The following is a 16,748-nucleotide window of genomic DNA, read 5'->3' on the forward strand; positions in this document are numbered from 1 at the left end:
CGCGTCGGGGGACGGTCAGCGGACGCCGACGGCCGCCAGCGCCTTGCGCTGCTTCGGGGTCGGGTGCGCCGGGAAGTACAGGTAGCAGACGCCGCCGGTGCCGGAGACGACCTTGCCGGTGGCGTTGTACCGCTTGGTGCGCAGCCAGATCGTCTCCCACTCCGCACGCTTGTAGACCCGCCGGACCGCCGGGTCGCTCGGCGAGGCCGGGTCGTTCGCGATCACGTCGCCGTCGGCGGTGAAGCCGACGACCGTCATCAGGTGGCCCGACGTGCCGTATCCGGCGCCCGTCAGCTCCGTCTTGAGGAACGACTGCGACGTTATGGCCGGGATCCCGGCAGCGATCAGCGTCTCCAGGTCGGTGAGCGAGGAGAGCCGGGTCACGACGCCCTGCATGTCCTTGTACGTGGACGCGTAGGCGGCGTTGAACGGCCAGTTGCCGCAGCCCTCGTACTGGTAGTCATACGTAAAACGTGCGGCATGACAGACCTGCGGGTCGGCGTAGTCCGGGTTGACCCAGGCCAGCTGCTCGGCGGTCGGCTTGCGGCCCCAGTACTCGATGATCATCTGCGAGGAGGTGGGGCTGCACCACGCCTCGCCGCCGTTGTCGTACTCCGGGTACTGGCCGGCGTGGATGTTCTGCGAGTACCGCGGCACCGCGAGTTCCTTGGCGAGGCCGGGCGTGGAGGCCGGGACCGTGAAGCGGTCGGGGACGTCGGAGCCCATCGCGCCGAGGCGCCACACGGTCGGCGCGGCCTTCGTGCCCGGCGTGCGCAGCAGCGTCAGACGCAGCGCGTAGGAGACGAGGCGCAGACCGGAGGCCGCGTCGTCGATGGAGAAGGTGTCCGTCCAGATGCTCGACTTCCCGTCGGACTGGTCGTCGACCGAGGTGCGGCGGATGTCCACGGCCGCGTCGTCGCCCGCGGTCCAGCGGCCCATCACGTACCAGGGCGTCGCCGTGCCGTCCGTGTACGTGCCCTGGAGCTCGATCTGGATCCAGGTACCGGCCGGCGTGTGCGCGTTCCAGGACGCGATGACCTCGGTGGCGGGGACGGTGAGCGCGTGGACGGGGGACGTCCACTGCGCGTACTCCCACTCGGCCGTCTTGTTCAGGTGCGGATCGGTGTACGTGGTCGTGCCGGCCGCCTCGGCGATCGTCACGCCGGGGCGGGCACCGGCGAGGACGCGGATCCCTGCGCGGCTGCCCGAGCGCCAGTCGGTGTACGTGGTCCAGGCGCGATTGTCCACGAGGCGGGCCGGGGCCTGGCCGGCCGCGGCCCCTGCGGCGTGTGCGGTTCCGGTGGCGGCCGTGGCGGCGAGCGCCACGCCCGCGGCCGCGGCGAGCACGGTTCTGCGGGACACCGGGGCGGTGGGTTCGGATCGGGTCATCGGGTGGATCCCCCAGTCGACGGATCGGGCGGACGGGACGGACGTGCCGGGTGCGCCAACTATGGCTGCCGCGACGGGACTTCCACCAGCATTTCGAGGGTGCCCACCGCTACCAATATTGGTCTTCACCACTGGCATGACCTGCGGTGGCGTACGGCAAACCGATCCGCTCACCGACGTACCCTTGCGGCCGTGAGCTACCACCACGTGCCCCTCGACCGCTACGCCGACCGGCTGCGCCGGCTGCCGCCCTCGTGCGGGCCCGTCCGGCTCGTCGGCATCGACGGGCACGCGGGCTCGGGGAAGTCGACGTTCGCGACGCGGCTCGCCGGGGCGCTCGGCGGCGCGCCCGTGCTGCGCCTCGACGACCTCGCGAGCCATGACGCCCTCTTCGGCTGGACGGACCGGCTGCGCACCCAGGTGCTCGCGCCGCTGTCGCGCGGGCGGAGCGCGCGCTACGCGACGTACGACTGGAACGCCCGCCGCTACGACGCCGAGCGTCAACTCCCGCCCGCCGACGTGGTCCTGGTGGAGGGCGTGGGAGCGGGGAGGCGTGCGGTGCGGCCGTATCTGGCCCGGCTGGTGTGGATGGAGATGGCGGGCGAGGTGTCGTGGGCGCGGGGGCGGGCCCGGGACGGCGAGGCGCAGCGGGAGTTCTGGGACGGCTGGATCCCTGCGGAGCGCGCGCACTTCGCGGACGACCCTTCGCGGCCCTTCGCCGAGGATTTGGTACGAGAGTGTCCCGAAGGGTACGCGATGCGGGTGGGACCTGGTGAGGCCCGACCGACCCCTCGCTCCGTCACTGACCGTGAGGAACCGCCAGCGGTGCGCTGAACCTTAGGAAACGGCGTTGCGCCAGTTTCCGCGAGTGCCCCAACTCTGCTTGACCGAGGGGCCGTACAGGACTTACGTTCTGAATGTGCGGCCATTCGAAGCCGCCCGCAGTCGCGAAGCCCCCGGTTGTTCCCCCGTGATCGGGGGCTTCGTTCTGCCCGCAATGCCCCTTCCCGGGCGCGCCGGGCCGCGCTTCGTTCACCCAGGGTCACCATGCGGCACCCCGCTCACCTGCACCGTGTCCCCTGCCCGTGCGCCGAACCGACCCCGTCGCGCCCTACGGCCTCCCCCGCGCCCGCAGGTACGATGCCTCTCGGTGCGGCCTAGGACGGCTCGCTGTCCGCATCGTGACAACTCCCGTCCATGACAGAGCGGTTCATCGGGGGCACGGTTTGTGGGGGACGTGATGGACTTCGGCACCGGTACGCCGGCCGGCCCGGCCGATCTGGCCTGGCTGCGCGGCGTCGACGCCTACACCATGGGCGCCTATCCGCAGGCGGAGGAGGAGTTCCGGGCCGCCGTGCGGATGGACCCCGGGATGGCCGACGGCTGGCTCGGGCTGCACGCGCTGCGCATCGACACGACGACCGCCTTACTGCGGATGTTCCGCCACCGGGACCGGTTCGGCGAGCAGCGCACGCGGCACCGGCGCACGCTCAACTCCTGGTACTGGCTCGGCTGGTGGGTGCAGCCGGTTCTTGAACATCCGCGCGACCTCTTACTCGCGCACGCCTCGCACTGGCTCGACGGCCGCCATGTCCCGGAACTCGACCGGGCGTTGGCCACACTGCCGCCGGTCGACACGGATCCGCAGGTGCGGTTCCTGCACGCGTGCCGGGCGTATCTGGTCAAGGACTGGGAGCAGCTGGTCCGGCACACGGACCCACTGATCGACGATGCCATGCTCGGCATCGAGGCCGGGCTCTTCGGCGGCATGGCGCGGGTGCGCCTGGAGATGTACGGGCAGGCGGAGCCGCTGCTCTCCTCCGCCCTGATGCGCTGCCGCAGCGAGCAGCCCCAGCGCAAGGAACTGCGCTACTGGCTGGCAAGGGCGCACGAGGGCACCGGCCGCAGCGCGGCCGCGCTCCCCCTGTACCGGGCCGTGCACCGGGTCGACCCCGCCTTCATGGACACCTCCGCGCGGCTCGCGGCGATCGCCGAGGGCGACGGGTACGGGGACTTCGCGGACGGCGCGGACCTGACCACGATGACACTGACGGGCTATCAGGACGGCCTGGACGGCGGCGAGTCGGTCGATCCGCTGTACGCCGGTGACGGGCGCGGCCTGAAGGTCACCGAACCCGATCTGCCGCCGCCGGGCGGCTCGGGCGCCGAGGATCCCGACATGGTGCGGGAGAAGGCCGTGGTGCCGGTGTCGCCTCCGCTGCCGGCCGGCCCTGCCGATCCGGCGCTCCTGGAGGAGGCCCTCGCGGAGCTGGAGCGGATGGTCGGCCTCGAGCCGGTGAAGCGGCAAGTCAAAGCGCTGTCCGCCCAGTTGAACATGGCGCGGCTGCGCGCCGGCCAGGGTCTGCCGGTCCAGCCGCCGAAACGACACTTCGTCTTCTCCGGCCCCTCGGGCACCGGTAAGACCACCGTGGCCCGCATTCTCGGCCGGGTCTTCTACGCGCTCGGGCTGCTCGGCGGCGACCATCTCGTCGAGGCGCAGCGGGCGGATCTGGTCGGCGAGTACCTGGGCCAGACCGCGGTCAAGGCCAACGAACTCATCGACTCCGCGCTCGGCGGCGTGCTGTTCGTCGACGAGGCGTACGCGCTGTCCAACTCCGGTTACGGCAAGGGCGACGCGTACGGGGACGAGGCGCTTCAGGTGCTCCTGAAGCGGGCCGAGGACAACCGGGACCATCTCGTGGTGATCCTCGCCGGGTATCCCGAGGGGATGGACCGGCTGCTCGCCGCGAACCCCGGGCTTTCGTCGCGCTTCACGACGCGGGTCGACTTCCCGTCGTACCGGCCGCTGGAGCTCACGTCCATCGGTGAGGTGCTGGCGGCCGAGAACGGGGACGCGTGGGACGAGGAGGCGCTCGATGAGCTTCGCTCGATCGCGGGGCACGTCGTGGATCAGGGGTGGATCGACGAACTCGGCAACGGGCGGTTTCTGCGGACGCTGTACGAGAAGTCCTGCGCCTACCGGGATTTGAGGCTGACGGGGTATCTCGTCGAGCCCACTCGGGATGATCTGGCGACCTTGCGGCTGCCGGATCTGATGCAGGCGTACGGGGAGGTTCTTTCGGGGCGGGGGCCTCAGGATCCCTCGGCCATGTGACCGCTTCTGCGCCCTTTCGCCGTGGGGGCGCGGGTTTTCTCGCGAGTTCAGCTTTGGTTGTGGCTGGTCGCGCAGTTCCCCGCGCCCCTTACGGGGCGACCTCGCTCAGGCCACCGCGCCTTCCCGTATGCGGGCCACCGGGACCTGGGCGGCTCGGTGGGCCGGGTCTCGTACCTCGCCCACCAGGAGTTCCAGGACGTCCTCCAGGGCGACCAGGCCGAGGACGCGGCCGGTGGGGTCCGCCACCTGGGCCAGGTGGGTGGCCGCGCGGCGCATCACCGTGAGCGCGTCGTCCAGCGGGAGTTCCGCGCGCAGCGTCGTCATGGGACGCCAGAGGTGCGGCGGGACCGCGCGGTCCGTCTCGGGGCCGTCGATCAGGTCGAGGACGTCCTTGACGTGGAGGTAGCCCATGAACGCACCGCTGTCGGAGCAGATCGGGAAGCGCGAGAAACCCGTACGCCCGGTGAGGCCGATGACCTCGGCCGGGGTGACCGAGGCGCCCACCGTCACCAGGGACGCCTTGGTCAGCAGGACGTCCGTCACCGGGCGCGAGCCCAGCTCCAGGGCGTCCTCCAGGCGCTCCTGCTCCTCGGGGCCGAGCAGACCGGCCTGACCGGAGTCCTCCACCAGCTGGTTGAGCTGCTCGCTGGTGAAGACCGCCTCGACCTCGTCCTTCGGCTCGACCCTGAAGAGCTTCAGGACGAGCCGGGCGCAGGCGCCGAGCGCGAACGTGACCGGCTTGCACAGCCGGGCGAAGGCGACCAGGCCGGGGCTGAACCACAGCGCCGTCTTCTCGGGCGCCGCCATCGCCAGGTTCTTCGGGACCATCTCGCCGATGACGAGGTGCAGGAAGACCACGGCCATGAGCGCGATCGCGTAGCCCAGGGGATGGATCATGCCGTGCGGCACGTGGCACGCCTCGAAGACGGGTTCCAGGAGGTGCGCCACCGTGGGCTCGGCGACCGCGCCGAGCGTCAACGAGCAGATGGTGATGCCGAACTGGGCCGCCGCCATCATCTGGGGCAGGTGTTCGAGCCCGTACAGGACCTGGCGGGCCCGCTTGGTGTCGAGGGGTTCGATCTGGCTGCGGCGCACCGAGACGAGGGCGAACTCGGCCCCGACGAAGAAGCCGTTGGCCAGGACGAGCAGTGCGGCGAACAGGAGTTGCAGGGCGCTCATCGGGCCGCCTCCAGGACCGCGGCGTGTGCCGTGTCCGACGTACGTACTATGCGGACGCGCTCGGCGCGGTAGTGGTCGACCTGGCGGACGGCGAGCCGCCAGCCGGGGAGTTCGGCCTTGTCGCCGGGGGCGGGGATGCGGCCGAGCAGGTCGGCGACGAGGCCGGCGACCGTCTCGTACGGGCCCTCGGGGACGTCGAGGCCTATGCGGCGCAGGATGTCGACGCGGCAGCTGCCGTCGGCGTCCCACGCGGGGCGGCCGTCCTCGGGCGGCGCGACGGCGAGTTCGGGCTGGTCGAGCCCGTCGTGCTCGTCACGGACCTCGCCGACCAGCTCCTCCACGATGTCCTCCAGGGTGACGACCCCGGCCGTGCCGCCGTACTCGTCGACGACGACGGCGATGGGCTGCTCGCTGCGCAGCCGGGCCAGGAGCGGCTGTACGGGGAGGGTCTCGGGCACGAGCAGCGGGGGCTGCGCGATCCGGCCGACCGGGGTGCGCAGGCGCTCGTGCGCGCGCATCGCGAGGGCGTCCTTGAGGTGGACCATGCCGATGACCTCGTCGATCCGCTCCCGGTAGACGGGGAAGCGGGACAGGCCGGTGGCGCGGGTCAGGTTGACGACGTCCTCGGCGGTGGCGGACGCCTGGAGCGCGCTGACCTTCACGCGCGGCGTCATCACGTGCTGCGCGGTGAGTCCGCCGAGGGACAGGGTGCGCACGAAGAGGTCGGCCGTGTCCTGTTCCAGGGCGCCGGCCTGCGCCGAGTGGCGGGCCAGCGAGACCAGTTCGCCGGGGGTGCGGGCCGAGGCCAGCTCGTCGGCGGGCTCGACGCCGAGCGCGCGCACGAGCCGGTTCGCGACCGCGTTGAGCAGGGCGATGACCGGGCGGAAGAGGCGGGCGAAGACCGACTGCGGTCCGGCCACGAAACGGGCGACCTGGAGCGGCTTCGACACCGCCCAGTTCTTCGGCACGAGTTCGCCGATCACCATCTGCACGGCGGAGGCCAGCAGCATGCCGACGACGACGGAGACGCCGCCGACGGCGCCCGCGGGGATGCCGATGGCGGTGAACGGGCCGCGCAGCAGCTGGGCGAGGGCCGGTTCGGCGAGCATGCCGACGACCAGGGAGGTGATGGTGATGCCGAGCTGGGTGCCGGAGAGCTGGAAGGAGAGTTCCTTCAGGCTGTTCACCACGGTGCGGGCGCGCTTGTCGCCCGCGGCCGCGGCCCGCTCGGCCTCGGGCCGCTCGACCGTGACGAGGCCGAACTCGGCCGCCACGAAGAAGCCGTTGGCGAGGATCAGGAGGAAGGCAGCCGCAAGGAGCAGCAACGGGATGGTCATGCCGCCGCCTCCGGGGACGTACGCGCGAGGGGCGCGCTATGTCGGGAGGGGGCGGCGCAGGTACTACCGGACGATCCGTCCATCGCTGGAGGGAGTCACTCCTCGGTTAGCAGGAGCCCCTGGCCGCCGGTCCGGGCGCGTCAGGGGCGGGGCGGCACTTGGCGCACGCCCCGACACCAGATTAATCAAGAGTGGGTGGATGACGTCAGGGGCTGCGCCCCCGAGTCAGCCCTGAACTTGTGTCAGCGCTGAAGCCCCGTATGGGCCGCCTCGGTCAGGGCGCGGAGGGCCTTCGCGTCGCGGACGGCGCTCTGCCTGGCGATACCGGGCTGGATGCCCATCGCCGCCATGCTGGTGCCGTCCGTGAGGTTGAGGAAGACCCAGGGGTCGCCGGGGCGCAGGTTGACCTGGACGATCTCCGCCCAGGTCAGACGGCGGCTGCGCGCCACGTTGACGACCGTGACGCCCTGGTCGTCGGCGACGATCTTGGGGCGGGCGAGCAGGCCGAGCACGCCCCAGAACAGCGCCGCCGTGAAGACGAAGCTGATGCGCTCCCCCGGGTTCATGCCGTCCAGGATCAGCGCGATCACGGTGATCGTCACGAAGCTGGCGGCGCCGAGCGCGTGCAGGACGAGGCGCGTCGGTCCGGGCCGGAAGGTGACGGGAAGAGTGGGGGTGTCAGACATGACCGGCGTCCTCAGAGGCGGCAGGCGTGGATGGCCGTGGTCAGGATGGCCCGGGCGCCGAGCGCGTACAGGTCGTCCATGATCCGCTGCGCGTCCTTGGCCGGGACCATGGCACGCACCGCGACCCAGCCCTCGTTGTGCAGCGGGGAGACCGTCGGCGACTCCAGGCCCGGGGTCAGGGCGACCGCCCGCTCCAGGTGCTCGGCGCGGCAGTCGTAGTCCATCATCACGTACGTACGGGCGACGAGGACGCCCTGGAGGCGGCGCAGGAACTGCTGCACCTTCGGGTCGTCTTCGGAGGAGCCCTTGCGGCGGACGACGCACGCCTCGGACTTCATGATCGGCTCGCCGAAGACCTCCAGGCCCGCGTTGCGCAGCGAGGTGCCGGTCTCGACGACGTCCGCGATGGCCTCGGCGACGCCGAGCTCGATGGCGGTCTCGACCGCGCCGTCGAGGTGCACGACGTCGGCGTCGACGCCGCGCTCGGCGAGGTACTTGCCGACGATGCCCTCGTACGACGTGGCGATCGTCCTGCCCGCGAGGTCGGCGAGGTCCTTGACGGCCCCGGGACGCGACGCGAAGCGGAAGGTGGAGCGGGCGAAGCCGAGCGGCAGGATCGTCTCGGCGTGGGCGCCGGAGTCGATCAGGAGGTCCTGGCCGGTGATGCCGATGTCGAGCTTGCCGGAGGACACGTAGATCGCGATGTCCTTGGGGCGGAGGTAGAAGAACTCCACCTCGTTGTCCGGGTCGACCGTGACGAGTTCCTTGGACTCCTTGCGCTGCCGGTACCCGGCCTCATGGAGCATCGCCGACGCAGGTCCGGACAGTGAACCCTTGTTGGGGACGGCGATGCGCAGCATGAGGTCGGATTCCTTTGCGAGATGAGGGAGTTGGACGGAACGGGCGGTACGGCTCAGAGGTGGGCGTACACGTCGTCGAGGGAGATGCCGCGGGCGACCATCATCACCTGGACGTGGTACAGCAGCTGCGAGATCTCCTCGGCGGCGGCTTCCTTGCCCTCGTACTCGGCGGCCATCCAGACTTCGGCGGCCTCCTCGACGACCTTCTTGCCGATGGCATGGACGCCCTTGCCGACCAGCTCTGCGGTGCGGGAAGTGGCGGGGTCGCCGGTGGCGGCCTTCTGCTGGAGCTCGGTGAAGAGCTCCTCGAACGTCTTATTGGACATGGTGGCGTCTACTTTACGCGGCTCTCCCGTGCCCCTTAACGCCAGGGCTCGGAGACGGTACGCAGCGTGGTCGCGGTGGCGACGGCCGCGGTGACCGCTTCGTGGCCCTTGTCCTCGTTCGAGCCCTCGATGCCCGCGCGGTCGAGCGCCTGCTCCTCGGTGTCGCAGGTCAGCACGCCGAAGCCGATCGGGACGCCGGTGTCGACGGAGACCTGGGTGAGGCCGTTGGTCACGCCCTGGCACACGTACTCGAAGTGCGGGGTGCCGCCGCGGATGACCACGCCGAGCGCGACGATCGCGTCGTAGCCGCGGCCCGCGAGGACCTTGGCGACGACCGGCAGCTCGAAGCTGCCGGGGACACGCAGCACGGTGGGCTCGCTGATGCCCAGCTCGTTCAGGGCGCGCAGGGCGCCGTCGACCAGGCCGTTCATGACCTTCTCGTGCCACTGGGCGGCAATGACGGCCACGCGCAGGTCGCCGCAGTTCTTGACGCTCAGTTCGGGTGCACCCTTGCCGCTCACGCGCTTCTCCTCGTACGTACGTAAATGGTTCGACGGTCGATCGGTCGGTTACTGGTTGCTGCAGGCGGACGTCTTGGGGGCGTCCAGCCAGGGCAGGTCGTGGCCCATCCGGTCCCGCTTGGTGCGCAGGTAGCGGAGGTTGTGCTCGCCCGCGGTGACCGGCATCGGCTCGCGGGCGGTGACGTCGAGGCCGTGCCGGGTGAGGGCGTCGACCTTGTCGGGGTTGTTGGTCAGCAGGCGCAGGGCGTGCACGCCGAGGTCGGCGAGGATCTGGGCGCCGGCGGCGTAGTCGCGGGCGTCGGCGGGCAGGCCGAGCTCCAGGTTGGCGTCGAGGGTGTCGCGGCCCCGCTCCTGGAGTTCGTACGCGCGCAGCTTGGACAGGAGGCCGATGCCGCGGCCCTCGTGTCCGCGCAGGTAGACGACGACGCCGCGGCCCTCCTCGACGATGCGGCGCATGGACTCCTCCAGCTGGGGGCCGCAGTCGCAGCGCAGCGAGTGGAAGACGTCGCCGGTGAGGCACTCGGAGTGGATGCGGGCGAGGACGTCCTGCCCGTCACCGATCTCGCCGTGCACGAGGGCGACGTGCTCGACGCCGTCGACCGTGGAGCGGTAGCCGTACGCCGTGAACTCGCCGAAGGCGGTGGGCAGTTGGACGGTCGCCTCGCGCTTGACGGTGGGCTCGGCGCTCTTGCGGTAGGCGATGAGGTCCTCGATGGAGATGATCGTCAGGCCGTGCTTGCGGGCGAACGGGACCAGCTCGGGCAGGCGCAGCATGACGCCGTCCTCGCCGGCGATCTCCACGATGGCGCCGGCCGGGCGCAGGCCCGCGAGACGGGCGAGGTCGACGGCGGCCTCGGTGTGGCCGTTGCGCACGAGGACGCCGCCGGAGCGGGCGCGCAGCGGGAAGACGTGGCCGGGGCGGACGAAGTCGCCCGGCTCGGCGGCGCCGGAGGCGAGGAGCTGGAGGGTGGTGGCGCGGTCGGCGGCGGAGATGCCGGTGGTGACGCCGTGGGCGCCGGACGCGTCGACGGAGACGGTGAAGGCGGTCTTCATCGACTCGGTGTTGTGGTCGACCATCTGCGGCAGGTCGAGGCGCTCCAGCTCGTCCGCCTCCATGGGGGCGCAGATCAGGCCGCGGCACTCGCTCATCATGAAGGCGATGATCTCGGGGGTCGCCTTCTCGGCGGCGATGACGAGGTCGCCCTCGTTCTCCCGGTCCTCGTCGTCGACGACCACGACGGGCCGGCCGGCCGCGATGTCGCGGATGGCCTGCTCGACCGGGTCGAGGGACAGGTCGGTGACCTCGTACAGAACAGGTGCCGTGCTCATGCGTGGGCTCCTTCGAGCGCAGGGGCGGGGGCCGCGGCGCGCGACCGCAGCCACCAGTCGCGCATGCCCCACAGGACGAGCGCGCCGTAGATGACGTAGACGAAGCCGGAGAAGGCGAAGCCGTTGGCGAAGTTCAGGGGGACGCCGACGAGGTCGACGAGCAGCCACGCGAACCAGAACTCGACCATGCCGCGGGCCTGGGCGTACATCGCGACGACGGTGCCGACGAAGATGTACGCGTCCGGCCACGGGTCCCAGGACAGCGTCGGGAACACGGTGAACAGGCCGCCGACGGCGAGGGTGCCGAGCGCCGCGGCGCCGACGAGGACGCCGCGCTCGCGCCAGGTGGCGAACCGGACGGCGATGGAACCGTCCTGCGCCTGCCCCTTGCCGCGGTTCCACTGCCACCAGCCGTACAGGGCGACGACGATGACGACGAGCTGCTTGCCGGCGCTGCCCGAGAGGTGGGCGGTCGCGAACGCGGTGAGCAGGATGGCGCCCGAGATCAGCTGGGCGGGCCAGGTCCATATGGAGCGGCGCCAGCCGAGCGCGAGGGCGATCAGGCCGATGGTGTTGCCGATCATGTCCGACCAGAGGATGTGCTGGTCGAAGACGGTGAACGCTTCGGTGTTGAGCCAGTTCACTTGCCGGCCTCCTGGGTACCGAGCATGCGCTCGACGTACTTCGCGATGACATCGACCTCGAGGTTGACCGGGTCGCCGGGCTGCTTGAGGCCGAGCGTGGTCAGCGCGAGGGTGGTGGGGATGAGGCTGATGGTGAAGTAGTCGGCGCCCGCCTCGACGACGGTCAGGCTCACGCCGTCGACGGTGATCGAGCCCTTCTCGACGACGTACCGGGACAGCTCGGCGGGGAGCGAGACCTTGACGATCTCCCAGTGTTCGGAGGGGAGGCGCTGGATGATCGTGCCGGTGCCGTCGACGTGCCCCTGCACGATGTGCCCGCCGAAGCGGCCGTCGGCCACCATCGGGCGTTCGAGGTTGACGCGGGAGCCCGCTGCGAGGGCGCCGAGGCTGGACCGCTTGAGGGTCTCGGCCATGACGTCGGCGGTGAAGGTGTCGGCGTCGTGCTCGACGACGGTGAGACACACGCCGTTGACCGCGATCGAGTCGCCGTGCTTGGCGCCCTCGGTCACGACGGGGCCGCGGACACGGAAGCGCGAGGCGTCGTCGAGGTTCTCGACGGCCGTGATCTCGCCCAGCTCTTCGACGATTCCGGTGAACACTTCCCGGGTCCTCCCTCTACGGGCACAGACTCCGGGGCACTGTCGTGCGACGACGACAGAACGTACGGGCGACGACACCGGGAGCGACGACGCCGCGTTCGACACCGCTCCCTTGCGGGAACGACGAAACAGACGGCGACGCGCACACGTGGTGCCCGCCCGCCGCGCACTGCCTCCCATCCGGACTTTAACCGTCGGTCCAGGAATTTCACCTGGTCAACCGGTCACTGGACGTGACCGGGTCGCGGACTTTAACCGCCGGTTCGGACTTTCACCGACCCCGGAGTGCGCTGCTTCTGGTACACGGCCAGTGTGCCACGTCCGGTCCATGTGCATGCAAGGGAATGCTGTGGGCTGTTTCACAGGCCGTCCCGGTGGTTTTCGGACGCTGCCGGGAATACGGCGCCAACTCGCCCGCCGCACCCGGGTAGTTGAGATTGGTACAGACCTATTGACGTGCTGGTCTAGTCCTCTTAAGTTCCTCGCAACCCACCGATCCCTCCCCGGGAGGAACCGCCGTGCCGTTGCCCAGACTCCCCAGACCGGCCCTGCTCGCAGGGGCGGCCGCCGTCGCCGGCCTGCTGCTCGCCTCGCTGCCCGCGACGTCCTCGCAGGCAGCCGACCAGGAAACTTGTCGGCCCGACGGCCTCTACGAGACGCCCGGCGTCTCGGTCCCCTACTGCTCGGTCTACGACACCGAGGGCCGCGAGAAGATGGGCGCCGACCACCAGCGGCGCGTCATCGGCTACTTCACGGGCTGGCGCACCGGCAAGGACGGGACGCCCGCGTACCTCGCCTCCGACATCCCGTGGGACAAGGTCACTCACGTCAACTACGCCTTCGCGCACGTCGACTCGGCGAACAAGATCTCGGTGGGCACGGACTCCGAGAAGAACGCCGCGACGGGCATGACCTGGCCGGGCGTCGCGGGCGCGGAGATGGACCCGGACCTCCCGTACAAGGGCCATTTCAATCTTCTCAACAAGTTCAAGAAGCAGCACCCGAACGTCAAGACCATGATCTCGGTGGGTGGTTGGGCCGAGACGGGCGGCTATTTCGACGACGCCGGAAAGCGCGTCGACTCGGGCGGCTTCTACTCGATGGCGACGAACGCGGACGGCAGCGTCAATCAGGCGGGCATCGACACGTTCGCCGATTCCGCGGTCGCCTTCATCAAGAAGTACGGCTTCAACGGCGTCGACATCGACTACGAATACCCCACGACGATGAAGGACGCGGGCAATCCGCTCGACTGGACCCTGTCGAACGCCCGCCGGGCCGGCCTGGTGAAGAGCTACGCGGCGCTCATGAAGTCGCTGCGCGAGAAGCTCGACCGGGCGGGCGCGGCGGACGGCAGGCACTATCTGCTGTCGGTGGCGGCCCCGTCGTCCGGGTATCTGCTGCGCGGCATGGAGACGTTCCAGGTCCAGAAGTACCTGGACTACGTCAACATCATGTCGTACGACCTCCATGGCGCCTGGAACGAGTACGTCGGTCCGAACGCGTCGCTGTACGACGACGGGAAGGACGCCGAACTCACCGCCGCGAGTGTCTATTCCACGTCGCAGTACGGCGGCATCGGCTATCTGAACACCGACTGGGCGTACCACTATTTCCGGGGTTCGATGCCGGCGGGCCGGATCAATGTCGGACTCCCTTATTACACGCGCGGATTCAAGAATGTGCAGGGCGGCACGAACGGCCTGTGGGGCAAGGCCGCCTCGACCGACTGTCCTGCGGGCACGGGTCTGACGAAATGCGGTGACGGCGCCGTCGGGATCGACAATCTCTGGCACGACCTCGACACCAACGGCAAGGAGGCGCCGGCCGGTTCGAACCCGATGTGGCACGCGAAGAACCTGGAGAAGGGGATCGTCGGTGACTACGTTACGAAGTACGGATTCCCCTCGGACACCAAGCTGACGGGCACGTACCAGCGCAATTACGACTCCACGCTCGTCGCGCCCTGGCTGTGGAACTCCGAGAAGAAGGTCTTCCTCTCCACCGAGGACGAGCAGTCGGTCGCGGCCAAGGCCTCGTACGTCGCGGACAAGGGCATCGGCGGCGCGATGATCTGGGAGCTGGCCGGCGACTACGGCTGGAACGCGACGAAGGGCCAGTACGAGCCGGGGTCCACGCTGACGACGAAGCTGTACGACGCCTTCAAGTCCGCGACCCCGTACGGCGCGAAGCGGTCCACGATCGATCTGCCGACCGAGGCGCTGAACGTCGACGTGAACTTCGGGGAGTTCCCGCTCGGCGACTCCAACTACCCGATCTCGCCCAAGCTGAAGATCACCAACAACACGAAGACGACCCTTCCGGGCGGCACGGAGTTCCGGTTCGACTACGGGACGTCCGCGCCGGCCAACGCCAAGGACCAGTCCGGGTTCGGCACGACGATCGTGCGCAGCGACCACAGCGGCAGCAACGTGGGCGGGCTCAAGGGCGACTACAACCGGGTCTCGCTGAAGCTGCCGAGCTGGCAGTCGGTGGCGCCGGGCGCGTCCGTGACCGTGGACTTCGTGTACTACCTGCCGGTGTCGACGCCCTCGAACTGGACGGTGACGTTCGGCGGGAAGACGTACGCGCTCGCCGGGGATCTGGCGCGGGGCACGAGCGTCGTGGAGCCGGGGTCCTCGTCGTCCCCGTCACCGTCGCCCACCCCTACGCCGGACCCGACGGGCGGCGCGTGCACGGCCCCGGCCTGGAGCGCGACCGCCGAGTACGGCAGCGGCACCGTCGTCTCGCACGGCGGCCACTCCTGGAAGGCGAAGTGGTGGACGAAGGGCGAGGAGCCCGGGACGACCGGTGAGTGGGGGGTGTGGCAGGACCAGGGGGGCTGCTGACCTCGCACTCCCCTCTGGCAGGCTGAGGGCGTGACGACCGCGCAGACCTCCGACCGCACCGCCGAGTTCGAGCGGCACCGCCCGCGGATGTTCGGGCTCGCCTACCGCATGCTCGGCTCCGCCGACGAGGCGCAGGACACGGTGCAGGACGCGTATCTGCGGTTCGCCGGGACCGAACCGGGCTCCGTCGAGAACGTGGGCGCGTGGCTCGCCAAGGTCGTCACGAACCTCTGCCTCAACCGCCTCACCTCGGCCCGCGTACAGCGAGAGCGGTACGCGGGCCCCTGGCTGCCCGAACCGGTCCTCACCGCGGACGGCACGCTCGGCCCGCTGGAGTCGGCCGAGCAGCGGGACTCCGTCTCGTCGGCGCTGCTCGTCCTCCTGGAGCGGCTCACCCCGACGGAGCGGGCGGTGTACGTACTGCGCGAGGCGTTCGCGTACGGGTACCGGGAGATCGCCGGGGTGCTCGACCTGGGCGAGGCCAACTGCCGCCAGCTGTACCGGCGTTCGGTGGCCCGCCTGGAGACGGCGACGGTGCGGTACGAGCCGTCGGAGCGGGTGCGGCGCGAGCTGGTGGAGGCGTTCGTCGGGGCGGCCCGCGAGGGTGACGTGGCCGGCCTGGAGAAGGTCCTCGCGGCGGACGTCCAGTGGTGGGGCGACGGCGGCGGCAAGGTCAGCGCGGCCCGCAAGGCCGTCACGGGCCGCGAGAAGGTGCTGCGCTTCCTGGCGGGGATCGCCGAGCGCTATCTGGAGGGGGCGGTGTTCTCGGTCGCGGAGATCAACGGGGAGCCCGGTCTCGTCGTCCACTCCGGGGACGCGCTGTTCGCGGTCGTCACGTTCGAGGTGCGCGGCGGGCGTGTGGTGGCCGGGCGGACGGTCCTCAACCCGGACAAACTTCGGTTCGTGGGCCGGCAGCTGGCCGCCGCCTGACCAGCCGTCCGCAAAAGTTTTCCGGATCCCTGTCACATTTTCGTGGCCTGGTCGGTTCTCAGCTGTCGACCGGCGTTCCACCAGGGAACGCCCTGTCCCGAAGGGCTGATGCAGCGATGACCACGATCCTGGTGACCGGTGGAACCGGAACGCTCGGCCGGCACGTCACCGCGCGGCTGCGCGACGCGGGCCACGAGGTGCGGGTGCTCAGCAGGAGCGCGCAGCCGTACGCCGTGGACCTGCGCAAGGGCGGGCCCGCGCTCGACCGGGCCGTGGCGGACGTCGACGTGATCGTGCACTGCGCGTCGACGCAGACCGGGGGCGACGAGAAGGCGGCGGCGAACCTGATCGCGGCCGCGCGCCGGGCGAACGTCGCGCACCTCGTCTACATCTCGATCGTCGGCGTGGACGTCGTGCCGTTCGGCTACTACAAGTCGAAGCTCGCCGTGGAGAAGCTGGTCGAGTCCTCGGGGCTCGACTGGACGGTGCTGCGCACGACGCAGTTCCACGACCTGGTGGCCAGGGTCCTCGGCGCCGCGGCGAAGCTGCCGGTGCTGCTGCTCCCTGCGGGCATCGACGACCAGCCCATCGAGGTGGCCGAAGTCGCGGACCGGCTCGCCGAGTTGGCACAACTGCCTCCGGCGGGGCGGGTGGCCGACATGGGTGGCCCGGAGGTCCGTTCGTTCGCGGATCTGGCCCGTACGTATCTGAAGGCGACCGGGAAGCGGCGGGCGGTGGTCGGTGTGCCGCTGGGCGGGAAGACGATGCGGGCGTTTCGGGCAGGGGGGCATCTCTCGCCTGAGCAGGCGGTGGGGAAGGGGACGTTCGAGGAGTATCTGGCTCGGGGCTGAGAGTTTTCGTCTACGGGTCCGGTGGGGGCTGGTCGCGCAGTTCCCCGCGCCCCTGAAGGCATGCGCTGCGCGCAGCCTTTACAGGGGAAATGCGACGCGAAGCGTCCGCATCTCAGGGGCGCGGGGGACTGCG

Annotated in this window: 15 protein-coding genes and 1 riboswitch; of the genes, 5 read left to right on the top strand and 10 right to left on the bottom strand. The window is 70.4% G+C overall.

Features of this window, described 5'->3' with window-relative positions:
* Nucleotides 1-15 precede the first annotated feature (15 nt).
* Nucleotides 16-1,389, bottom strand: coding sequence for a peptidase C39 family protein (locus AB0L37_RS33855; protein ID WP_365514351.1), 1,374 nt, complete (start codon nt 1,387-1,389; stop codon nt 16-18).
* Between the two features lie 192 nt (nt 1,390-1,581).
* On the opposite strand from AB0L37_RS33855, the gene AB0L37_RS33860 reads away from it, so the two are divergent.
* Nucleotides 1,582-2,223 carry a hypothetical protein gene (locus tag AB0L37_RS33860; RefSeq protein ID WP_365514354.1) on the top strand — a complete coding sequence of 214 codons (642 nt, stop codon included), beginning with the start codon at nt 1,582-1,584 and terminating at the stop codon, nt 2,221-2,223.
* Between the two features lie 406 nt (nt 2,224-2,629).
* Nucleotides 2,630-4,504, top strand: a complete 1,875-nt coding sequence (locus AB0L37_RS33865; RefSeq protein ID WP_365514357.1) for an AAA family ATPase — start codon at nt 2,630-2,632, stop codon at nt 4,502-4,504.
* Nucleotides 4,505-4,609: 105 nt separating this feature from the next.
* On the opposite strand, the gene AB0L37_RS33870 is transcribed toward AB0L37_RS33865, so the two are convergent.
* The 9 genes from AB0L37_RS33870 to AB0L37_RS33910 all read right to left on the bottom strand — a co-directional run bounded on the left by AB0L37_RS33870 (nt 4,610) and on the right by AB0L37_RS33910 (nt 11,985).
* On the bottom strand, nt 4,610-5,683 hold the full coding sequence (locus AB0L37_RS33870; RefSeq protein ID WP_365514360.1) for a hemolysin family protein: 1,074 nt from the start codon (nt 5,681-5,683) through the stop codon (nt 4,610-4,612).
* The gene (locus AB0L37_RS33875; RefSeq protein ID WP_365514363.1) at nt 5,680-7,020 is read right to left on the bottom strand and encodes a hemolysin family protein; all 1,341 of its coding nucleotides are present in this window, start codon (nt 7,018-7,020) and stop codon (nt 5,680-5,682) included. Before AB0L37_RS33875 ends, AB0L37_RS33870 begins: the two co-directional genes overlap by 4 nt.
* A 242-nt stretch (nt 7,021-7,262) precedes the next feature.
* Complete coding sequence (locus AB0L37_RS33880; protein ID WP_365514366.1) at nt 7,263-7,706, bottom strand: PH domain-containing protein; 444 nt, start codon at nt 7,704-7,706, stop codon at nt 7,263-7,265.
* Between the two features lie 11 nt (nt 7,707-7,717).
* A complete protein-coding gene (hisG, locus tag AB0L37_RS33885; RefSeq protein WP_365514369.1) occupies nt 7,718-8,566 on the bottom strand; it encodes an ATP phosphoribosyltransferase in 849 nt (282 codons plus the stop codon).
* A gap of 53 nt (nt 8,567-8,619) precedes the next feature.
* Nucleotides 8,620-8,892, bottom strand: coding sequence for a phosphoribosyl-ATP diphosphatase (locus AB0L37_RS33890; RefSeq protein ID WP_018534786.1), 273 nt, complete (start codon nt 8,890-8,892; stop codon nt 8,620-8,622).
* Nucleotides 8,893-8,927: 35 nt separating this feature from the next.
* Nucleotides 8,928-9,413, bottom strand: a complete 486-nt coding sequence (gene ribH / locus AB0L37_RS33895; RefSeq protein ID WP_365514372.1) for a 6,7-dimethyl-8-ribityllumazine synthase — start codon at nt 9,411-9,413, stop codon at nt 8,928-8,930.
* Nucleotides 9,414-9,461: 48 nt separating this feature from the next.
* A complete protein-coding gene (locus AB0L37_RS33900; RefSeq protein ID WP_365514374.1) occupies nt 9,462-10,742 on the bottom strand; it encodes a bifunctional 3,4-dihydroxy-2-butanone-4-phosphate synthase/GTP cyclohydrolase II in 1,281 nt (426 codons plus the stop codon).
* Nucleotides 10,739-11,386 (bottom strand): nicotinamide mononucleotide transporter family protein, encoded by a 648-nt coding sequence (locus AB0L37_RS33905; RefSeq protein WP_365514377.1) that lies wholly within the window; start codon nt 11,384-11,386, stop codon nt 10,739-10,741. Before AB0L37_RS33905 ends, AB0L37_RS33900 begins: the two co-directional genes overlap by 4 nt.
* Nucleotides 11,383-11,985 (bottom strand): riboflavin synthase, encoded by a 603-nt coding sequence (locus AB0L37_RS33910; RefSeq protein ID WP_365514380.1) that lies wholly within the window; start codon nt 11,983-11,985, stop codon nt 11,383-11,385. Before AB0L37_RS33910 ends, AB0L37_RS33905 begins: the two co-directional genes overlap by 4 nt.
* Nucleotides 11,986-12,147: 162 nt before the next feature.
* A riboswitch (FMN riboswitch) is annotated at nt 12,148-12,278 on the bottom strand.
* A 225-nt stretch (nt 12,279-12,503) separates the two neighbouring features.
* Here AB0L37_RS33910 and AB0L37_RS33915 point away from each other — a divergent pair.
* From AB0L37_RS33915 to AB0L37_RS33925, 3 genes are all read left to right on the top strand, one after another.
* Nucleotides 12,504-14,834, top strand: a complete 2,331-nt coding sequence (locus tag AB0L37_RS33915) for a chitinase C-terminal domain-containing protein (protein WP_365514383.1) — start codon at nt 12,504-12,506, stop codon at nt 14,832-14,834.
* Between the two features lie 30 nt (nt 14,835-14,864).
* The gene (locus tag AB0L37_RS33920) at nt 14,865-15,764 is read left to right on the top strand and encodes an RNA polymerase sigma-70 factor (protein ID WP_365514386.1); all 900 of its coding nucleotides are present in this window, start codon (nt 14,865-14,867) and stop codon (nt 15,762-15,764) included.
* Between the two features lie 116 nt (nt 15,765-15,880).
* Complete coding sequence (locus AB0L37_RS33925) at nt 15,881-16,615, top strand: SDR family oxidoreductase (protein WP_365514389.1); 735 nt, start codon at nt 15,881-15,883, stop codon at nt 16,613-16,615.
* The last annotated feature ends 133 nt before the right edge of the window (nt 16,616-16,748 follow it).

Origin of the sequence: Streptomyces sp. NPDC052225, from assembly GCF_040679615.1 — a bacterium.
Classification (GTDB): Bacteria; Actinomycetota; Actinomycetes; order Streptomycetales; family Streptomycetaceae; genus Streptomyces.